General features: G+C 61.7%; 16 protein-coding genes. 10 read left to right on the forward strand and 6 right to left on the reverse strand.

What is annotated here, in order from left to right; all coding sequences use genetic code 11:
- Positions 1 to 127: 127 nt before the first annotated feature.
- From rarD to EJ576_RS03220, 5 genes are all read right to left on the reverse strand, one after another.
- Positions 128 to 1,012: an EamA family transporter RarD gene (rarD, locus tag EJ576_RS03200; RefSeq protein ID WP_126569551.1), complete on the reverse strand. Its 885-nt coding sequence runs from the start codon at positions 1,010 to 1,012 to the stop codon at positions 128 to 130.
- Positions 1,013 to 1,183: 171 nt separating this feature from the next.
- Positions 1,184 to 2,158: a serine/threonine protein kinase gene (locus EJ576_RS03205; protein ID WP_010207031.1), complete on the reverse strand. Its 975-nt coding sequence runs from the start codon at positions 2,156 to 2,158 to the stop codon at positions 1,184 to 1,186.
- 168 nt (positions 2,159 to 2,326) lie between these two features.
- Entirely contained in the window at positions 2,327 to 4,225 is a 1,899-nt protein-coding gene (locus tag EJ576_RS03210) for a PhoX family phosphatase (RefSeq protein ID WP_126569552.1), read from the reverse strand.
- A 78-nt stretch (positions 4,226 to 4,303) separates the two neighbouring features.
- A complete protein-coding gene (locus tag EJ576_RS03215; RefSeq protein WP_122729469.1) occupies positions 4,304 to 5,068 on the reverse strand; it encodes a TOBE domain-containing protein in 765 nt (254 codons plus the stop codon).
- Positions 5,069 to 5,126: 58 nt separating this feature from the next.
- Positions 5,127 to 5,864 (reverse strand): ComF family protein, encoded by a 738-nt coding sequence (locus EJ576_RS03220; RefSeq protein ID WP_126569553.1) that lies wholly within the window; start codon positions 5,862 to 5,864, stop codon positions 5,127 to 5,129.
- Positions 5,865 to 5,956: 92 nt separating this feature from the next.
- On the opposite strand from EJ576_RS03220, the gene bioB reads away from it, so the two are divergent.
- From bioB to EJ576_RS03270, 10 genes are all read left to right on the forward strand, one after another.
- Complete coding sequence (bioB, locus tag EJ576_RS03225) at positions 5,957 to 7,012, forward strand: biotin synthase BioB (RefSeq protein WP_016977842.1); 1,056 nt, start codon at positions 5,957 to 5,959, stop codon at positions 7,010 to 7,012.
- Positions 7,013 to 7,015: 3 nt separating this feature from the next.
- A complete protein-coding gene (bioF, locus tag EJ576_RS03230; protein WP_126569554.1) occupies positions 7,016 to 8,197 on the forward strand; it encodes an 8-amino-7-oxononanoate synthase in 1,182 nt (393 codons plus the stop codon).
- Positions 8,190 to 8,921, forward strand: a complete 732-nt coding sequence (locus EJ576_RS03235; RefSeq protein WP_122729463.1) for an alpha/beta fold hydrolase — start codon at positions 8,190 to 8,192, stop codon at positions 8,919 to 8,921. Before bioF ends, EJ576_RS03235 begins: the two co-directional genes overlap by 8 nt.
- Positions 8,914 to 9,726 carry a malonyl-ACP O-methyltransferase BioC gene (gene bioC / locus EJ576_RS03240; protein WP_126569555.1) on the forward strand — a complete coding sequence of 271 codons (813 nt, stop codon included), beginning with the start codon at positions 8,914 to 8,916 and terminating at the stop codon, positions 9,724 to 9,726. Before EJ576_RS03235 ends, bioC begins: the two co-directional genes overlap by 8 nt.
- Complete coding sequence (gene bioD, locus EJ576_RS03245; RefSeq protein WP_126569556.1) at positions 9,723 to 10,403, forward strand: dethiobiotin synthase; 681 nt, start codon at positions 9,723 to 9,725, stop codon at positions 10,401 to 10,403. The genes bioC and bioD overlap by 4 nt, the downstream gene beginning before the upstream one ends.
- A 106-nt stretch (positions 10,404 to 10,509) precedes the next feature.
- Complete coding sequence (locus tag EJ576_RS03250) at positions 10,510 to 10,791, forward strand: pyrroloquinoline quinone biosynthesis protein PqqE (protein ID WP_122729457.1); 282 nt, start codon at positions 10,510 to 10,512, stop codon at positions 10,789 to 10,791.
- Positions 10,792 to 11,119: 328 nt separating this feature from the next.
- Entirely contained in the window at positions 11,120 to 12,925 is a 1,806-nt protein-coding gene (locus EJ576_RS03255; RefSeq protein ID WP_016977848.1) for a phenylacyl-CoA dehydrogenase, read from the forward strand.
- Between the two features lie 208 nt (positions 12,926 to 13,133).
- Complete coding sequence (locus tag EJ576_RS03260) at positions 13,134 to 14,423, forward strand: diguanylate cyclase (RefSeq protein ID WP_068936293.1); 1,290 nt, start codon at positions 13,134 to 13,136, stop codon at positions 14,421 to 14,423.
- Between the two features lie 90 nt (positions 14,424 to 14,513).
- On the forward strand, positions 14,514 to 16,286 hold the full coding sequence (locus EJ576_RS03265; protein WP_126569557.1) for an acyl-CoA dehydrogenase C-terminal domain-containing protein: 1,773 nt from the start codon (positions 14,514 to 14,516) through the stop codon (positions 16,284 to 16,286).
- Positions 16,287 to 16,406: 120 nt separating this feature from the next.
- Complete coding sequence (locus EJ576_RS03270; protein ID WP_122729453.1) at positions 16,407 to 18,185, forward strand: acyl-CoA dehydrogenase C-terminal domain-containing protein; 1,779 nt, start codon at positions 16,407 to 16,409, stop codon at positions 18,183 to 18,185.
- Between the two features lie 241 nt (positions 18,186 to 18,426).
- On the opposite strand, the gene EJ576_RS03275 is transcribed toward EJ576_RS03270, so the two are convergent.
- Positions 18,427 to 19,326: a LysR family transcriptional regulator gene (locus EJ576_RS03275; protein WP_016977852.1), complete on the reverse strand. Its 900-nt coding sequence runs from the start codon at positions 19,324 to 19,326 to the stop codon at positions 18,427 to 18,429.
- Positions 19,327 to 19,440 lie beyond the last annotated feature (114 nt).

A 19,440-nucleotide genomic window follows, 5' to 3' on the forward strand; every position in this document is an offset into this window, starting at 1 on the left:
TTGAGCAAAAAACGAGCAATTTCAAAAGCTTGTGCACAAATGGCGGGGATCAGGTTGTGGATAACCTTGGGGTGGATGCCTGCAAGCCACGCCCGCTGTGGCTTGCAGAGGTTTGTACGTTATTTGATCAGCGTTTGCGCGCGCTGAGCCAGATATCCACGCTGTACACCACCAGGCCCGCCCAGATGAAGGCGAAGGCGGTCAGGGTGCTCGGTGCCAGGTGTTCGCCGAACAACAGCACGGCTTCGAGCAATACCAGGGTCGGTGCGACGTACTGCAAAAAGCCCAGCGCGGTGTAGGGCAAATGCCGTGCGGCGGCGTTGAAACATACCAGCGGGATCAGCGTCACCGGGCCAGCCGCCACCAGCCACCAGGCTTCGGACGTACTCCAGAACGCCATTTGCGCGCTGTGGGCGGTTGGGTTAAACAGCAGCCACGCAATCGCAATCGGCACCAGCATCCAGGTTTCCACCACCAGCCCCGGCAGCGCCTTGACCGGCGCCTGCTTGCGGATCAGCCCGTAGAAACCAAAGGTCAACGCCAGCACCAGCGACACCCACGGCAAGCTGCCGACCTGCCATACCTGTTGCGCCACACCCACGGCCGCCAGCCCGACGGCGACCCACTGCAAGCGGCGCAGGCGCTCACCCAGGATCAGCATGCCCAGCACCACGTTCACCAACGGGTTGATGTAGTAACCCAGGCTCGCCTCCAGCATGCGCCCAGTGTTCACCGACCACACATAGGTCAGCCAGTTAGCCGCAATCAACGACCCGCTGAGGGCCAGGATCGCCAGGCGCTTGGGGTTGTCGCGTAGCTCGCGGAACCAGCCGGGATGCTTCCATACCATCAACAGCAAACCGCCGAACAGCGCCGACCACAACACGCGGTGCACGATGATCTCGGCGGCCGGAACGCTGGCGATGGCTTTGAAGTAGAGCGGGAACAGACCCCAGATGACGTAGGCGCTCAGGCCCAGGATGTACCCCTTGCGAGGGTTGGCGGCTTGCATTGCAGAATCCTTGCTTAGGCAGCTAACAAAGCGCGATTGTAAGGATATTTCTCAGGCAATGGGATCTGCTTTCTGTGGGAGCCGGGCTTGCCCGCGATAGCATCACCTCGGTACTCCTGCAAAACCGAGGCGCATGCATCGCGGGCAAGCCCGGCTCCCACAGAGAAGCTGTCAGAAGAGTTTCAAGGGTTCTTCGTTCAGGGCCGAGAGTTGCTCACGCAACGCCAACACCTGATCGCCCCAATAACGTTCGCTGCCAAACCATGGAAAGCTGTGGGGGAACGCCGGGTCGTCCCAGCGCCGTGCCAGCCAGGCGCTGTAGTGCATCAGGCGTAAGGCGCGCAGGGGTTCGATCAGTGCCAGCTCACGCGGGTCGAAGTCATGGAATTCCTGGTAGCCGTCCATCAATTCCGACAACTGCCCCAGGCATTCCTGACGGTCGCCGGCGAGCATCATCCACAGGTCCTGCACCGCCGGGCCCATGCGGCAGTCATCCAGGTCGACGATGTGGAACATCTCGTCACGGCACATCATGTTGCCGGGGTGGCAATCGCCGTGCATGCGGATGTTTTTGTGCGGCGTGGCTTTGTACACCTCTTCCACACGCTTGAGCAGGTCGCGTGCCACGGACTCGTACGCCGGCAGCAGACTCTTGGGGATGAAATTGCCTTCCAGCAACGTGGTGAGGGAATCGTGGCCGAAGTTCTTCACGCCCAAGGCCTCGCGGTGTTCGAACGGGCGGGTGGAGCCCACCGCATGCAAACGGCCGAGCAATTGCCCAAGGCGATACAGTTGATCGAGATTGCCCGGCTCCGGCGCACGGCCGCCACGGCGGGGGAACAAGGTGAAGCGGAAACCGGCGTGCTCGAACAGGCTTTCGCCGTTGTGGATCAGTGGCGCGACCACCGGCACTTCGCATTCGGCCAGTTCGAAGGTGAAGCGGTGTTCTTCGAGGATCGCCTCGTTGGTCCAACGCTGCGGCCGATAGAACTTGGCGATCAGCGGTTCCGAGTCTTCGATGCCCACTTGATAAACGCGGTTTTCGTAGCTGTTGAGCGCCAGAACGCGAGCATCGCTGAGGAAACCGATGCTTTCGACAGCGTCGAGCACCAGGTCGGGCGTGAGTGTTTCAAACGGGTGGGCCATGCGAACTCCTGCGCGCAGCAGGGCGCCGCGTCCGGCCGGGTATGGTAACAGTGATAGGTGGTGACTGTGCGGACGCCTTCGCGAGCAAGCCCGCTCCCACATTCGACCGCATTCTCATGCTGGAACTCGGTCAAGTGTGGGAGCGGGCTTGCTCGCGAAGAGGGCTTATCAGGCGCCGACTATCCCACCATCATCCCTACGAATCGCCATCACCGACGACCGCGGCTTGCCATTCGGCAGGTGCTCCGGCCAGGTCGAGCCGCCGGTTTCGCCTGGGTGCTGGATCCCCACAAACAGCGTCTTCTGATCCGGCGAGAAGCTGATACCCGTCACTTCACAGGCCACCGGTCCTACCATGAAGCGGCGGATTTCTCCGGTGGAAGGGTCGGCGCAGAGCATCTGGTTGTTACCCATTCCCGCGAAATCCCCCGCGTTGCTGTAGTCCCCGTCGGTGAGGATCCACAAGCGCCCGGCCTTGTCGAACCCCAGGCCATCGGGGCTGTTGAACATGTTCTGCGGGTTGATATTCGACGACCCGCCCTTCGGTGTTCCGGCGTGAACGCCTGGGTTGCCGGCCACCACAAACAGGTCCCAAGTGAATTCCATACTGCCGTGGTTATCGGCATCTGCCTTCCAGCGCAGGATCTGACCGTAGACGTTTTTCTCACGAGGGTTCGGGCCCCCGACTGGTTGGCCGTCTTCACCGCGCTTGGCGTTGTTGGTCAGGGTGCAATAGACCTGGCCGTCGGTGGGGCTGACCACGATCCATTCGGGGCGGTCCATGCGCGTGGCTTTCACCACGCTGGCAGCCAGGCGCGCGTGGATCAGCACTTCGGCCTGGTTGGCGAAGCCGGTGCTGGCGTCGATGCCATTTTTGCCGTGGGTCAGCTCGACCCATTGACCCTTGCCCTTGGGGTGGTCGGCGTTGCCGTCGCCCGCGTCGAAGATCGCCACATACAAGGTGCCGTGGTCGAGCAGGTCTTTGTTGGCCTTGGGATTCTTGTGGTTGATCTTGTCGCGGCTGACGAACTTGTAGATGAACTCGCCGCGCTCATCGTCGCCCATGTACACCACGGCGCGGCCGTCGCGGGTTTCCGCCAGGGCAGCGTTTTCATGCTTGAAGCGACCCAGGGCGGTGCGCTTGGCCGGGGTGGATTGCGGGTCGAACGGGTCGATTTCCACGACCCAGCCGTGACGGTTGAGTTCGTTGGGGTTCTTCGCCATATCGAAACGCGGGTCATGCTGGTGCCAGTTGATATCTTTGCTGGCGGCGACTACGCCATAGCGTTTCTGCCCGGCGTCGAAGGTTTGTTGTGGGTTGCTGCTGCCGAAGCAGTCGGTGAAATTCTCTTCACACGTCAGATAAGTGCCCCACGGCGTCTTGCCGTTGGCGCAGTTCTGGAAGGTGCCCAGGGCTTTTTTGCCGGATTTGTCGGCGCTGGTTTTGAGCCAGTCGTGCCCGGCGGCGGGGCCGCTGAGGCGGATCGGCGAGTTGCCGTGGATGCGGCGGTTGTAGCGCGAGTCCTGCACGAACTGCCAGGTGTCGCCCTTGCGCCGCACTTCGATGACCGACACGCCTTCGCTGGCCTGGGCCTTGTGCACGTCTTCGGCCGATTGCGGCGCGCCGCCGTGGGCGAAGAGGTAGCGGTAGTTGGTGTATTCGTTGTTGATTGCCATCAGCGCGCGATTATCGTCGCCGGGGAAGGCAAACAGGCTCATGCCGTCATTGTTGTCGCCGAACTGCTGTTCCTGTGCCTTGGCCGTGCCGTTACCGGACGGGTCGAAGGCCGGCGCGCTCTTGCTCAACGGCTGGCCCCAACTGATCAGCACCGAAGCGCTATAGCCCGGCGGCAAAGTAATGGCGTCGCTGGTGGCGGCGGCGATGCTGGTGAACCCCAGCAACGGGCTGGCGCTGGCGGCGTTGACGGCGAGGGCGCTGCGGGTCAGCAGGTTGCCACCCAGGAACATCGCGGCGCCACACAGGGCACCGGCGCCGATGAAACGGCGGCGGGTGAGGCCGACCATCTGCTCAAGGTCGGTGGCTTGGTTTTCTTCTAATAGGCTCATCTCAGGCTCCCTGCGGTTTTTGCAGACACCATAAGGAGCGGGCGTGACGAAATTGTTGCAGTTTAAATGGCGGGCCGTTTACACCGGTGTGCCGAGCAGCACATTACTCGGCGCAAATTGCACCTGAATCGCTTTGCCTTCGGTCACGCGCAGCGCCTTGAGCGTGGCGGGCTGCGCCAGGGCGCACAAAACCTGGCCGTTGGGCAGGGTGACGCGCACTTCGCTGGGCCCGTCCTCAGCATCGAGAATGGCGTCGACGATGCCACCCATACAATTGTGTCCAGTTGTTACGGGAGCCTCGGGTGCCAGCAATTCAAGCCAGCCGGCCTTGATCAGTGCGACTACTTCCACGCCAGTTTCCAGCTCCAGTCGCTGCGTGCTGTCATGGGTAATCTGTGCCGCCAGGGTCAGCCCGCCGGCCAGTTGCAGGCGGATCAGATCATTGCGGCCATGCTGCTCGATGGCGACGACCTGACCATGCAGTTGATTACGCGCGCTGGTGCGCAGCATCAGGCGGCCGAGCAGGTTGAAATCGCTGGCGGCTTCGTCCGAGCCCAGCACTTCGGCCTGCAGTACTTGCAGGCGTTGGTAAAGACGCAGCACGCGCTCACCTTCCGCCGTCAACTTGGCGCCGCCGCCGCCCTTGCCGCCGACGCTGCGTTCCACCAGCGGTTTTTGCGCCAGGTTGTTCAACTCGTCGATGGCATCCCACGCCGCTTTGTAACTCAAGCCGGCACTTTTTGCCGCGCGGGTGATGGAGCCTTGCTCGGCGATATGCGCCAGCAAGGCAATGCGCTGGGGACGGCGGATGATGTGTTGGCTGAGGGACGTTGGCAGAGACATGGGGATACGCTTCGATGTGATGGACCGAACGTTGCGGCCAAGGTGGGACGGAGTCAAGTCAGCCGCCTGGTTTGGGCGTGCGGGCCAGGCAGTACACATCGACCTGTCGTGCCCCGGCGTTCATCAACAACCGCGCCAGGCTGTGGGCGGTGGCGCCGGTGGTGAGCACGTCGTCCACCAGTGCGAAGTGACGGCCTTGCACCTTGGCGTCGGGCGCCAGGGCGAAGGCGCCGAGCAGGTTGCGTTGGCGGGTCTTGGCATCGAGGGCCTGTTGGGCGACGGTTTCATGAGGGCGTAACAACAGGTGTTCATCGTAGGGGATGTTCAAATCGCTGCTGAGCCATCGCGCCAGCATCAGGGCCTGGTTATAGCCACGTTCCTGCAGGCGCTTGCGGGCCATTGGCACCGGCAGCAGGCAGTCGGGGCGAGTGAGTCCGGTGTTGTCGAAGCGATGTTGCAGGTGCTGGGTCAACAGCCGCGCCAGCATCTGCCCCAGAGGCCAGCGCGCTTGGTGTTTGAAGCGGCTGATCAGGCTGTCGATCGGAAAGCTGTAGGTCCAGGCCGCGATTACCTGTTTAAAGGCCGGCGGATGTTTCTGGCATTGGCCGCAGATCAAGCCCTCCATCGGCAGGGGCAGGGCGCACAGGTTGCAGTGTTCTATCAGCCACGGCAGCTCGGTTTCGCAGACGTTGCACACAGAGTCGGCTGATTCCGTTGCCTCATCGCAAATTAAACAGGTCTGGGTGTTTTTTAACCAGATGTAAACCTTGTGTTTGTAGTCAGGTTGACAGTGCATGAATCTTCCTTAAATATGCCGAGCATCCGTGTAGTGCCTGTGGGTATTGCCCTTCCCGCAGCGCTTGCCAAAGCATAATCAAGGAATCGCCCATGAGCGCCAGCACCACCGCCACCTTGCGTCACGATTGGTCCCTCGCCGAAGTCAAAGCGCTGTTCGTACAGCCGTTCAATGACCTGCTGTTCCAGGCGCAGACCGTGCACCGCGCGCATTTCGACGCCAACCGTGTACAAGTGTCGACGCTGCTCTCGATCAAGACCGGCGCTTGCCCGGAAGATTGCAAATATTGTCCGCAGTCTGGCCACTACAACACTGGCCTGGAAAAAGAGAAGCTGATGGAAGTGCAGAAGGTCCTCGAAGAGGCTGCCCGCGCCAAAGCCATCGGCTCGACCCGCTTCTGTATGGGCGCCGCCTGGAAGCACCCGTCGGCCAAAGACATGCCCTACGTGCTGCAGATGGTCAAAGGCGTGAAGGCCATGGGCCTGGAAACCTGCATGACCCTCGGCCGCCTCGATCAGGACCAGACCGAAGCCCTGGCCCAGGCCGGCCTGGACTACTACAACCACAACCTCGATACCTCGCCGGAGTTCTACGGCAGCATCATCACCACCCGCACCTACAGCGAACGCCTGCAAACCCTGGCCTACGTGCGGGATTCGGGGATGAAGATCTGCTCCGGTGGCATCCTCGGCATGGGCGAGTCCCTTGATGACCGCGCCAACTTGCTGATCCAACTGGCCAACCTGCCGGAGCATCCGGAGTCGGTGCCGATCAACATGCTGGTGAAGGTGGCCGGAACGCCGCTGGAAAACGCCGAAGACATCGATCCGTTCGACTTCATCCGCATGCTCGCCGTGGCGCGCATCCTGATGCCGCAGTCCCATGTGCGGCTATCGGCCGGTCGTGAAGCAATGAACGAGCAGATGCAGGCCCTGGCGTTCTTCGCCGGCGCCAACTCGATCTTCTACGGCGACAAACTGCTGACCACCGCCAACCCACAGGCTGACAAGGACATGCAACTGTTCTCACGCCTGGGCATCCTGCCGGAAGCCCGTGAAGAACACGCGGATGAAGTGCATCAGGCGGCGATCGAGCAGGCGCTGGTGGAGCAGAAGAGCAGCGAGCAGTTCTATAACGCTGTGGTGTGAGGGATGTCTTTCGATCTCGCCGCGCGCCTCGCTGCCCGCCGTGCCGAACACCTTTATCGCCAGCGCCCGCTGCTCGACAGCCCCCAAGGCCCGGAAGTGGTGGTGGACGGCCAGCCGTTGCTGGCGTTCTGCAATAACGATTACCTGGGCCTGGCCAATCACCCGCAAGTGATCGAAGCCTGGCGCGCCGGTGCTTCCCGCTGGGGCGTGGGCGGCGGTGCTTCGCACCTGGTGGTCGGGCATGCGACGCCGCACCATGAGTTGGAAGAAGCGTTGGCCGACCTCACCGGTCGTCCGCGTGCGTTGCTGTTTACCACCGGCTACATGGCCAACCTCGGTGCGGTCACAGCGTTGGTGGGGCAGGGCGATACAGTGCTGGAAGACCGACTCAACCATGCCTCGTTGCTGGATGCGGGCTTGCTGTCGGGGGCGCGTTTCAATCGCTACCTGCATAACGATACTGCGAGCCTGGCCAAGCGCCTGGAGAAAGCCACCGGCAATACCCTGGTGGTCACCGATGGCGTGTTCAGCATGGACGGTGACCTGGCCGACCTACCCGCGCTGGCCCGTGAAACCAAGGCCAAGGGCGCGTGGTTGATGGTGGATGATGCCCATGGCTTCGGCCCATTGGGTGCCAACGGCGGCGGTATCGTCGAGCACTTCGGCCTGAGCCAGGAGGACGTGCCGGTACTGGTTGGCACCCTTGGCAAGGCGTTCGGCACGGCCGGCGCTTTTGTGGCGGGCAGTGAAGAGCTGATCGAAAGCCTGATCCAGTTCGCGCGCCCGTACATCTACACCACCAGCCAACCGCCGGCCCTGGCCTGCGCCACCTTGAAAAGCCTGGAGCTGCTGCGCACCGAACATTGGCGGCGCGAGCACCTCAACCGTTTGATCCGCCAGTTCCGCCACGGCGCCGAGCAGCTTGGGCTGGACCTGATGGACAGCTTCACGCCGATCCAGCCGATCCTGATCGGCGACAGCGCCAAGGCCATGCGCCTGTCGCAGATGCTGCGCGAGCGCGGCTTGATGGTGACGGCGATCCGCCCACCCACCGTGCCGGCCGGCAGCGCCCGTTTGCGCGTGACCTTGACGGCGGCCCACAGCGCGGCGCAGGTACAGCTATTGTTAAACGCATTGGAAGAGTGTTTCCGCTTGTTAGGTGCCACGGAGCCCGACCATGCGTGATCGACTGATATTGCTGCCCGGCTGGGGCCTTGGTGTATCGCCGCTGGAGCCGTTGGCCGCTGCATTGCAAGGTTTGGACGAACACCTGCAGGTGCAGATCGAGCCCTTGCCGGCGCTGGATTCCAGCGACCTGCAGGAATGGCTCGACGAACTCGACGCCACGCTGCCGGACAACGCCTGGCTGGGTGGCTGGTCCTTGGGCGGCATGCTCGCTTCGGAATTGGCGGCGCGGCGTGGTGAGCGCTGCTGCGGCCTGCTGACCCTGGCGAGCAACCCGTGCTTTGTCGCCCATGACGGTTGGCGGAGTGCGATGCCCGCTGAGACCTTCGATGCGTTTCTCGCCGGTTGCCACGCCGACTCCCAAGTTACCCTCAAGCGCTTCGGCCTGCTGTGCGCCAAAGGCGCCGAAGACCCACGCGGATTGTCGCGCTTGCTGGTCAGTGGCGCGCCGAATACGCCTTCCAGTGTGCTGATGCCTGGTCTGGAACTGCTCGCTCAACTCGACACCCGCGAAGCCTTGCTGGCGTATCGCGGCCCGCAGTTGCACCTGTTCGCCGGGCTGGACGGATTGGTGCCCGCTGAAGCCGCCAGCGACCTGCTGGCGTTGCTGCCCGATGTTGAAATCGGCCTGATTGAACAGGCCGGCCACGCTTTTCTTCTGGAAGACCCCCACGGCGTCGCGGGGGCCATCCAGGCCTTTTTGCATGAGTGCGTCGATGACTGATTTATCCCACGCCCCGCTGCCAGGTGCGTTGCCCGACAAACGCCAAGTAGCGGCATCGTTTTCTCGTGCAGCCGCCAGTTACGACAGCGTTGCCGAGTTGCAGCGGTCGGTGGGCAGCCAATTGCTCGCGCGCATGCCGGCCGACATCGCGCCGCAACGCTGGCTGGACATGGGCTGCGGTACCGGTTATTTCAGCCGCGTGCTGAGCGAGCGGCTGCCAGCCAGCCGGGGTATCGCGCTGGATATTGCCGAAGGCATGCTCAATCACGCGCGCCCGCTGGGTGGTGCCCAGCACTTCATCGCCGGCGACGCCGAACGCTTGCCACTTAAAGCTGACAGCTTGGAGCTGATTTTCTCCTCCCTCGCGGTGCAGTGGTGCGCGAACTTCGAAGCCGTGCTCAGCGAGGCTTCTCGCGTGTTGCAACCAGGCGGCGTGCTGGCTTTCGCCAGCCTGTGCGTGGGCACCCTGGAAGAACTGCGCGAAAGCTGGCGCGCGGCGGATGGCCTGGTTCACGTCAACCGTTTCCGCACGTTCGAGGCTTATCAACAACTGTGCGCGGCCAGCGGCCTGCGGGTAGTGAGCCTGGAGCGCCGCCCCCATGTGCTGCATTACCCGGACGTGCGCAGCCTCACCCATGAATTGAAGGCCTTGGGCGCACACAACCTCAACCCCGGCCGGCCGGGAGGGTTGACGGGGCGCGCGCGGATTGTTGCACTGGTGCAGGCGTATGAGCGGTTCCGTCAGGCCCAAGGTCTGCCGGCGACTTACCAAGTGGTGTATGCCGTACTGGAGAAACCTCTATGACCGCCGCCTACTTCATCACCGGCACCGACACCGATGTCGGCAAGACCACCGTCGCCGCCGGCCTGTTGCACGCAGCCCGGCAAGCTGGCAGAAGCACCGCCGCCGGCAAACCCGTGGCTTCCGGCTGCCAGGTCACGCCCAAAGGCTTGCGCAACGCCGATGCACTGGCGTTGCTGGCCGAATGTTCGTTGCCCCTGACGTACGCCGAGGTCAATCCGGTGGCGTTCGAGCCGGCCATCGCGCCGCATCTGGCGGCGCGGGAGGCGGGCGTATCGCTGACTGTGCAAGCCTTGCTCAAACCCATGCAGCAGATTCTGGCGCGAGAAGCGGATTTCACCTTGATCGAGGGTGCAGGCGGGTGGCGGGTGCCACTGGCTGATCAGGCGAACCTGTCGGATTTGGCGGTGGCGCTCAAGCTGCCGGTGATCCTGGTGGTGGGCGTGCGCCTGGGATGCATCAGCCATGCCTTGCTCACCGCTGAAGCCATCTCCCGTGACGGTTTGCAGCTGGCCGGGTGGGTGGCGAATATCATCGACCCCAAGACCTCTCGTCTGGAAGAAAACCTCGCCACCCTGGCCGAGCGGCTGCCAGCACCGTGCCTGGGCCGCGTGCCGAAACTCAAGCAGGCGGGGGCTAGCGCCGTCGCGGAGTACTTGCAGCTGGACCTGCTTGACTGATTTTGGCTATCGCGAAGGCATTATGCCATTAGTGTTTTTGACGGGCATTTTGCGGGCGACTCTGCTTCAATCACGGTTCACGATTCTCTAAAGGCAGGCTTACGCCATGGAAATCTCTGGAAGCAGCGCGTTTTACTCGGGCCTGAGCAGCATTCAGACCGGGCAGAACCGTGTCGACCAGGCCGCCGGCAAAATCGCCAGCGCCGCGACGACCCAGCCCTCGGATGCGCAAAGCGACCGACTGCAAGCCAACAACCGCGCCCAGCCGTCCAACTCGGCCAGCAACATGGTCGAAATGGCCCAAGGCAAGTTCCAAGTGGAGCTTGGCGCCAAAGTCGCCAAGGCTTCGGATGAAATGCTCGGCACTTTGATCGATACCTACGCTTAATCCCGGCCGGCTCTCGCTATATGTGGGAGCTGGCTTGCCTGCGATAGCCTCGACTCGGTCCTACTGATCTACCGCGGCGCCTGTATCGCAGGCAAGCCAGCTCCCACATTTGTCCTCCGTCGTATTGTCGAACTCCTACACTCCTGAATCATGTGGCAACTCGCCGCAGACGTTGCCGTGCGCGCCTTTGATTCATGTCATGACAAACGGCATCCGGACGACGCTTGACATCCCCAGGTGGTAAACGTATGTTTCAAACACCTGTTTGACCGCCACAACAATTCCACGCGGTTGTTCATTCCAGATACATCAGCAGAGGTTTATCGCTATGCCTGACTATAAGGCCCCCTTGCGTGATATTCGCTTCGTTCGTGACGAACTGCTTGGCTATGAAGCGCACTATCAGAGCCTGCCGGCTTGCCAGGACGCTACCCCGGACATGGTTGACGCCATCCTTGAAGAGGGCGCCAAGTTTTGTGAGCAAGTGCTGGCACCGCTGAACCGCGTGGGTGACATCGAAGGCTGCACCTGGAGTGAGTCGGGCGTTAAAACCCCAACCGGTTTCAAAGAAGCCTACAAGCAATTCGTCGAAGGCGGCTGGCCAAGTCTGGCCCACGACGTGGAGCACGGCGGCCAAGGCCTGCCGGAATCCCTGGGCCTGGCAGTCAGTGAAATGGTCGGCGCCGCCAACTGGTCGTGGGGCATGTACCCGGGCCTGTCCCACGGTGCGATGAACACCATCTCCGAGCACGGTACTCCCGAGCAGCAAGAGGCTTACCTGACCAAACTGGTGTCGGGCGAATGGACCGGCACCATGTGCCTGACCGAGCCACACTGCGGCACCGACCTGGGCATGCTGCGCACCAAGGCCGAGCCTCAGGCTGACGGTTCCTACAAAGTCTCCGGCACCAAGATCTTCATCTCGGCCGGTGAACACGACATGGCCGACAACATCGTCCACATCGTACTGGCCCGCCTGCCGGACGCACCGGCTGGCACCAAAGGTATCTCGCTGTTCATCGTGCCGAAGTTCCTGCCGAACGCCGACGGTTCGATCGGCGCGCGCAACGCCGTGACCTGTGGCTCCCTGGAACACAAGATGGGCATCCACGGCAACGCCACCTGCGTGATGAACTTCGACGCGGCCACCGGTTTCCTGATCGGCCCGGCGAACAAAGGCCTGAACTGCATGTTCACCTTTATGAACACCGCTCGCCTGGGCACCGCGCTGCAAGGTCTGTCCCACGCCGAGATCGGCTTCCAGGGCGGCCTGAAGTACGCTCGCGATCGCCTGCAAATGCGCTCCCTGACCGGCCCGAAAGCACCGGACAAAGCCGCCGACCCGATCATCGTTCACCCTGACGTGCGCCGCATGCTGCTGACCATGAAAGCCTTCGCCGAAGGCAACCGTGCGATGGTGTACTTCACCGCCAAGCAAGTGGACATCGTCAAATACGGCACCGACGACGAAGCCAAGAAACAGGCCGACGGCCTGCTGGCCTTCATGACTCCGATCGCCAAGGCGTTCATGACCGAAGTTGGCTTCGAGTCTGCCAACCACGGTGTGCAGATCTACGGCGGCCACGGCTTCATCGCCGAGTGGGGCATGGAGCAGAACGTTCGCGACAGCCGCATTTCGATGCTGTACGAAGGCACCACCGGTATCCAGGCCCTCGACCTGCTGGGCCGTAAAGTGCTGATGACCCAAGGCGAAGCGCTCAAGGGCTTCACCAAGATCGTGCACAAGTTCTGCCAGGCCAACGAAGGTAACGAAGCCGTCAAAGAGTTCGTTGCTCCGCTGGCTGCGCTGAACAAAGAGTGGGGCGAGTTGACCATGAAGGTCGGCATGGCCGCGATGAAAGACCGCGAAGAAGTGGGTGCCGCCTCGGTGGACTACCTGATGTACTCCGGTTACGCGTGCCTGGCTTACTTTTGGGCTGACATGGCGCGCCTGGCTGCCGAAAAACTGGCTGCCGGCACCACCGAAGAGGCGTTCTACACCGCCAAGCTGCAGACTGCACGCTTCTACTTCCAGCGCATCCTGCCGCGTACCCTGGCCCATAAAGCCACCATGCTGTCGGGCGCAAACAACCTGATGGACATGAAAGAAGAAGACTTCGGCCTGGCTTACTAAGCCTTACCGGGTTCACTTCAAGAGCCGCCGCTCCTTCACGGGAGCGGCGGCTTTTTTGTGGGCGATAAAAAACCACAGTAAAGCGCTCAGGGATTACCGCTGGCTGCCGTTACAGTGATGGCAATGTGATACATGCGTGCCAGGTTGTGCTTAACTGTCGGCATAAAGGCACAGTGCCATCATCTTTTTGCGGGTCGGAGTTTTACCCTTGTCGCGCGTGTCCGCTGTACGTTTCAGTCATTTTTTACCTTCGTTGCTGCTCTTGCTGGCCGGGCTCTCGGCTGCGTACGTCAAGGACCTCAACGTCTTCTTCACGTCGCTGTTCAATGTGTTGCCGACCCTGGTGCTGTTGCTCGGCGGTTCGTATTGCGCGGTGTATCGCCGTCAGCGCGAGCTGTTCCTGATGATCACGGTGTACATCGCCTACTTCCTGCTGGATACCCAGACCGATTTCTATCGCGACAACGGCCGCGTGCGCGAAGACGCGGCCGTGGTGTTTCACCTGTGCTGCTTGCTGTTGCCGTTGTTGTTCAGCATCTATGCCCTGTGGCAAGAGAAGACCCACCTGTTCCGCGACTTCGTCGCCCGTGGCGCGGTGCTGTTGGCGGTGGGCAGCGTGGCGCTGGCGCTGGAGCAGAGTTATCCCCAAGCCGTGCTGAATTGGTTGGCGGAGATTCGCTGGCCGGCGCTGCATGGCAGTTGGATGAGCCTGATCCAGCTGTCGTATCCGATGTTCCTGATCGGTTTCCTGACTCTGGCGGCACAGTACTGGTACCAGCCGCGCCCGCTGCACGCGGCGCAATTGGTGGGCCTGCTGGGCCTATTCTGGATGTTGCCGCAGACCTTCATCTTGCCGTTCACCCTGAACATCATGTGCAGCCAGGTGATGCTGATGATTGCTGCCGGCGTGGCCCACGAGGCTTATCAAATGGCCTTCCGCGATGAACTCACCGGCTTGCCAGGGCGCCGCGCACTGAACGAGCGCATGCAGCGGCTGGGGCGCAATTACGTGCTGGCGATGAGCGACGTTGACCACTTCAAGCGCTTCAACGACACCCACGGTCATGATGTCGGTGACCAGGTGCTGCGACTGGTGGCGAGCAAGCTGTCCAAGGTCAACGGCGGCGGGCGGGCTTATCGCTACGGTGGCGAAGAGTTCGCCGTGGTGTTTGCCGGCAAGACGGTCGAAGAGTGCTTGCCGCACCTGGAGGAAATCCGCGAGATCATTGCGGATTACGATATCAAGCTGCGCAATTCGGACCGTCCTCAGGACGATCACCAGGGCCGTCAGCGCCGAGCGGGCAGTGGCGCTTCGAGTGTCTCGGTGACGATCAGCATCGGCGTGGCCGAGCGCCAGGCTGAGCAGCGCACGCCGGAAGAAGTGCTCAAATCCGCCGACCAGGCGCTGTATGCCGCCAAAGGCGCCGGGCGTAACTGCGTGGTCGCGGCCGGGCAAACCCGACGTGGCGCGGTGCGCATGGAGAGCGCTGCCGGTTGAGTAATGGCGCTGTATTCAGCAGCGCTACAGTGATTGTCCGAGGCAATGCCCGGCAGTAGGTTGAAGCCATCTGCTGACGGAGACATTGCCATGCCTGACTACAAAGCTCCCCTTCGCGACATGCGTTTTCTGATCGACAACGTGTTTGATTTCCACGGCCATTACGCCGCCTTGGGCGCCACCGATGCCAGCCCGGACATGGTCAGCGCGATTCTCGAGGAAGGCGCCAAATTCTGCGAAAACGTCCTCGCACCGCTCAACCGTAGCGGCGACGAAGAAGGCTGTCATTTTGACAACGGCGTGGTCACTACGCCCAAGGGTTTCAAGGAAGCCTTCGCCCAGTACGTGGAAGGCGGCTGGCACGGCGTGGCGGCAGACCCGGCCTACGGCGGCCAGGGCCTGCCGTCGTCGCTGGGCCTGGTGCTTAGCGAGATGATCGGCTCCAGCAACACGTCCTGGGGCATGTACCCAGGACTGACCCACGGCGCGATGTCGGCGATCCACGCCCACGGCACCGCCGAGCAGAAAGACACGTTCCTCACCAAACTCACCGCCGGCGAATGGACCGGCACCATGTGCCTCACCGAAGCCCATTGCGGCACCGACCTGGGGCTGATCAAGACCCGCGCCGTGCCCCAGGCGGATGGCAGCTATGCGGTCACCGGCAGCAAGATCTTCATCTCGGCCGGCGAGCACGACATGAGCGCCAACATTATCCACCTGGTGCTGGCCAAACTGCCGGACGCACCGGCGGGCACCAAGGGTATCTCGCTGTTTATCGTGCCCAAGTTCCATGCGGATTCGGGCGAGCGTAACGCGGTGCACTGCGGCTCCATCGAGCACAAGATGGGCATCAAGGGCTCTGCTACCTGCGTGTTGAACTTCGACGGCGCCAAGGGTTTTCTGATCGGTGAGGCGAACAAAGGCCTCAACTGCATGTTCACCATGATGAATCACGCGCGCCTGGGCACCGGCATGCAGGGCTTGTGCAACGGCGAAGCGAGCTTCCAGGGCGCGATCAAATACGCCAACGACCGCCTGCAGATGCGCTCGTTGACCGGCGCCAAGGCTCCGGATAAAGCCGCCGACCCGATTATCGTGCACCCCGACGTGCGCCGCATGCTGCTGACCATGAAGGCCTTCAACGAAGGCAACCGCGCACTGACCTACTTCACCGCACAGTTGCTCGACACCGCGCACCTGAGCCGCGACGCCACCCAGCGTCAGGACGCCGAAGACCTGCTGGCGTTCCTCACACCCATCTGCAAAGCCTTCATGACCGACACCGGCCTTGAGGTGACCAACCACGGCATGCAGATCTTCGGCGGCCACGGCTACATCCGCGAATGGGGCATGGAACAACTGGCCCGCGACGCACGGATTGCGCCGATCTATGAAGGCACCAATGGCATTCAGGCCCTCGACCTGCTGGGGCGCAAGGTGCTGGGCAGCCAGGGCAAGTTGCTGCGTGGGTTTACCAAGATCGTGCATAAGTTCTGCGCGGCTAATGCCGAGCACCCGCAGCTCATGGCCTATGTGGCGCAGCTCAGCCAGCTGAACGGAGAGTGGGGCGAACTGACCACTAAAGTCGGCATGGCCGCGATGAAGAACCCCGATGAAGTCGGTGCGGCGGCCGTGGATTACTTGATGTACAGCGGCTACGTGATCCTTGCCTACCTGTGGCTGCGTATGTCGATGGCTGCCCTTGAGCAACCGGACTCGGATTTTTCCAAGGCCAAGCTCGCGACCTGCGACTTCTATTTCAAGCGCCTGCTACCACGTACCGCCACCCACCGTGCTGGGGTGGAAGCGGGCAGCGAATGCCTGATGAGTCTGCCTGCGGAGGCATTTGCGCTGCAGTGACTTAAAAATACCGATCAGTCACAAGTGGACCCTATGTGTCTGAAAAGTTGTTCGGGTACACTCTGAGCCTGTAAAACCGACTCTTACCGAATTACTTTTCACGTTCTCACGAGGTTTGCCATGGCTGATTACAAAGCGCCGCTGCGTGATATGCGCTTCGTCCTCAACGAAGTCTTTGAGGTCGCCACCACTTGGGCCCAATTGCCGGCATTGGCAGACACCGTTGACGCCGAAACCGTAGAGGCCATCCTCGAAGAAGCCGGCAAGGTCACCGCCAAATCCATCGCCCCGCTCAGCCGCGGTGGCGATGAGCAGGGTTGCCGCTGGGACAACACCGCGGTGTTCACGCCGGACGGTTTTCCACAGGCCTACAAAACCTATGCCGAAGGCGGCTGGGTTGGGGTAGGTGGTGACCCGATGTTCGGCGGCATGGGTATGCCCAAGGCGGTGTCGGCCCAGGTTGAAGAGATGATCAACTCGTCGAGCCTGGCGTTTGGTTTGTACCCGATGCTGACCTCCGGCGCCTGCGTGTCGATCAACACCCACGCCAGCGAAGAACTGAAAGCCGCTTATTTGCCGAAGATGTATTCCGGTGAATGGGCCGGCTCCATGTGCCTGACCGAAGCCCACGCCGGTACTGACCTGGGGATTATCCGCACCAAGGCCGAGCCGCAGGCAGACGGTTCCTACACGGTCAGCGGTACCAAAATCTTTATCACCGGTGGTGAACACGACCTCACCGACAACATCATCCACCTGGTGCTGGCCAAGCTGCCGGACGCACCGGCCGGTCCCAAGGGCATCTCGCTGTTCCTGGTGCCGAAATTCATGGTCAATGCCGACGGCAGCCTGGGCTCGCGCAACACCGTGAGCTGCGGTTCCATCGAGCACAAGATGGGGATCCAGGCGTCGGCGACCTGCGTGATGAACTTCGACGAAGCCGTGGGCTACCTGGTGGGTGAGCCGAACCGTGGCTTGGCGGCGATGTTCACCATGATGAACTACGAGCGCCTGGGTGTGGGCATTCAGGGCCTGGCGTCGGGCGAGCGTTCCTACCAGAACGCCATTGAATATGCGCGCGACCGCGTGCAAAGCCGTGCACCGACCGGCGCACAGCATAAAGACAAAGTGGCCGACCCGATCATCGTGCACCCCGACGTGCGCCGCATGCTGTTGACCATGAAGGCCGCGAACGAAGGTGGCCGTGCGTTCTCCACCTATGTGGCGACGCAACTGGACATCGCCAAGTTCAGCGATGATGCCGCAGCCCGTGAGCGCGCCGATAACCTGGTTGCGTTATTGACCCCAGTAGCCAAGGCGTTCTTGAGCGACCTGGGCCTGGAAACCACCGTGCTCGGCCAACAAGTGTTCGGCGGCCATGGCTACATTCGCGAGTGGGGCCAGGAGCAACTGGTGCGGGATGTGCGCATCACCCAGATCTACGAAGGCACCAACGGCATCCAGGCGCTGGACTTGATGGGGCGCAAGATCGTCGGCAGTGGTGGGGCGTTCTACACCTTGTTTGCCGATGAGATCCGCGCGTTCATTGCCTCGGCGGGTGCCGAGCTGAGTGAGTTCACCAAACCGCTGGGCGCGGCGGTGGATAGCCTGGATGAGCTGACCGCCTGGGTGCTGGACCGCGCCAAGACCAACCCGAATGAAATCGGCGCGGCGTCGGTGGAGTACTTGCACGCCTTCGGCTACATGGCCTACGCGTACATGTGGGCACGCATGGCCAAGGCCGCGTTGGGCAAGGAATCTGAAGAAGACTTCTACGCAAGCAAGCTAGGTACTGCACGCTTCTACTTTGCGCGCTTGTTGCCACGCATTCACTCGCTGAGTGCGTCGGTAAAATCCGGTAGCGAATCGCTGTTCTTGCTGGATGAGGCCCTGTTCTAAGGGCTTTGAGGGCGTGTAAGCATTCTCTTACATGACGTGCTGCTAATCGTCCTCTATCGCCATATTGGATCCACGGATAATCTACTTCACATGGACGTCGCGCAGGAAGCGCAAAGCAACAACACGGACACGTAGGATTCTGCCAGGACGGCGGAGTGAAATGGATGTCAGGGAAACAGTCTGCAAAGCCCCGCTTCGGCGGGGTTTTCTTTTGCCCGCGAAAAAGTCAGCCCGCTTGAGTTCAGGGCTGTGCCTGCGGGGCATTCATCACGTCTTCCAGCAGAGTGCGCAGCAACGCCACTGTCGCTTGCTGGCGTTGCACATCGCGGCACACCAGGCCGACTTTCAGCGGCACTCTGGGTTCACTCAAGGGTTTCCATAACAGCGACTGACTGTTGTGTTCGTCCTGCGAGCGCCCCGGCAGCACCGTCGCCAGTTTTGTGTGCGGCAGACTGTCGAGAATCCCCACCATGGTGTTCAACTCTGCCTGTACTTGCGGGCGTCTTCCGAGGTTGGACAGCTGTCCTTGCCAGATCTGCCGGACCTGGAACTCCTCCCCCAGCAGCAACATCGGCAGCTCCGCCGCCTGCTTCAGCGAGACTTTCTTGAATTCCCGCAGGGGATGGTCTTCGGGGATGACGACTTTCAGCTCATCTTCGTACAGCAACACGCCGTGCAGCCCCGGCTGGCGTGGCGGCAAGTAGCTTATGCCGATATCCAGCGAGCCGTTGAGCAGTCGTCGCTCGATCTCAAGTCCGGTCAATTCGTAGATCTGCACCACCAAATGTGGCTGGGCCTTGCGCACGCGCTCGAGCATCTGCGGCACCAGGCTGGTGTGCACGGTTTGCAGCACGCCGATGGCCAAGGTGCGCATCGCCTGGCCCTTGAAGTTGCGCAGGGCTTCAACGGCTTGCTGCATGCCATCGATCAGCGGCAACGCGTGGTTGTACAACGTGTGCGCCGCCAGTGTTGGCAACAGGCGCTTGCTGCTGCGCTCGAACAGACTCACATCCAGGTTCTGTTCCAACTGGCGGATCTGCTGGGACAGCGCTGGTTGGGAGATCGACAGGCGCTCGGCGGCACGACCTACGTGGCCTTCCTCATACACCGCGACGAAATAACGCAGTTGCTTGAAATCCATAAGACTTACTTATCGAAAAAGCTGGAAAAACGAAATGGCTGTTGGCCCCTGAGGAGCCTAGTCTAGCGCCTATTCGCAGGGCTTACAGGGCCGGATCGGGCAATGAACAGCGTT

Origin of the sequence: Pseudomonas sp. C 49-2 (assembly GCF_003970195.1) — a bacterium.
GTDB lineage: Bacteria > Pseudomonadota > Gammaproteobacteria > Pseudomonadales > Pseudomonadaceae > Aquipseudomonas > Aquipseudomonas canadensis.

What these genes read in the sequence shown, in the direction of transcription:
- EJ576_RS03275 (WP_016977852.1), bottom strand. Translation starts at nt 19,326, where the DNA reads ATGGATTTCAAGCAACTGCGTTATTTCGTCGCGGTGTATGAGGAAGGC.
- EJ576_RS03205 (WP_010207031.1), bottom strand. Translation starts at nt 2,158, where the DNA reads ATGGCCCACCCGTTTGAAACACTCACGCCCGACCTGGTGCTCGACGCT.
- EJ576_RS03250 (WP_122729457.1), top strand. Translation starts at nt 10,510, where the DNA reads ATGGAAATCTCTGGAAGCAGCGCGTTTTACTCGGGCCTGAGCAGCATT.
- EJ576_RS03270 (WP_122729453.1), top strand. Translation starts at nt 16,407, where the DNA reads ATGGCTGATTACAAAGCGCCGCTGCGTGATATGCGCTTCGTCCTCAAC.
- EJ576_RS03255 (WP_016977848.1), top strand. Translation starts at nt 11,120, where the DNA reads ATGCCTGACTATAAGGCCCCCTTGCGTGATATTCGCTTCGTTCGTGAC.
- bioB (WP_016977842.1), top strand. Translation starts at nt 5,957, where the DNA reads ATGAGCGCCAGCACCACCGCCACCTTGCGTCACGATTGGTCCCTCGCC.
- bioC (WP_126569555.1), top strand. Translation starts at nt 8,914, where the DNA reads ATGACTGATTTATCCCACGCCCCGCTGCCAGGTGCGTTGCCCGACAAA.
- EJ576_RS03220 (WP_126569553.1), bottom strand. Translation starts at nt 5,864, where the DNA reads ATGCACTGTCAACCTGACTACAAACACAAGGTTTACATCTGGTTAAAA.
- bioD (WP_126569556.1), top strand. Translation starts at nt 9,723, where the DNA reads ATGACCGCCGCCTACTTCATCACCGGCACCGACACCGATGTCGGCAAG.
- EJ576_RS03210 (WP_126569552.1), bottom strand. Translation starts at nt 4,225, where the DNA reads ATGAGCCTATTAGAAGAAAACCAAGCCACCGACCTTGAGCAGATGGTC.
- EJ576_RS03265 (WP_126569557.1), top strand. Translation starts at nt 14,514, where the DNA reads ATGCCTGACTACAAAGCTCCCCTTCGCGACATGCGTTTTCTGATCGAC.
- rarD (WP_126569551.1), bottom strand. Translation starts at nt 1,012, where the DNA reads ATGCAAGCCGCCAACCCTCGCAAGGGGTACATCCTGGGCCTGAGCGCC.
- EJ576_RS03215 (WP_122729469.1), bottom strand. Translation starts at nt 5,068, where the DNA reads ATGTCTCTGCCAACGTCCCTCAGCCAACACATCATCCGCCGTCCCCAG.
- bioF (WP_126569554.1), top strand. Translation starts at nt 7,016, where the DNA reads ATGTCTTTCGATCTCGCCGCGCGCCTCGCTGCCCGCCGTGCCGAACAC.
- EJ576_RS03235 (WP_122729463.1), top strand. Translation starts at nt 8,190, where the DNA reads ATGCGTGATCGACTGATATTGCTGCCCGGCTGGGGCCTTGGTGTATCG.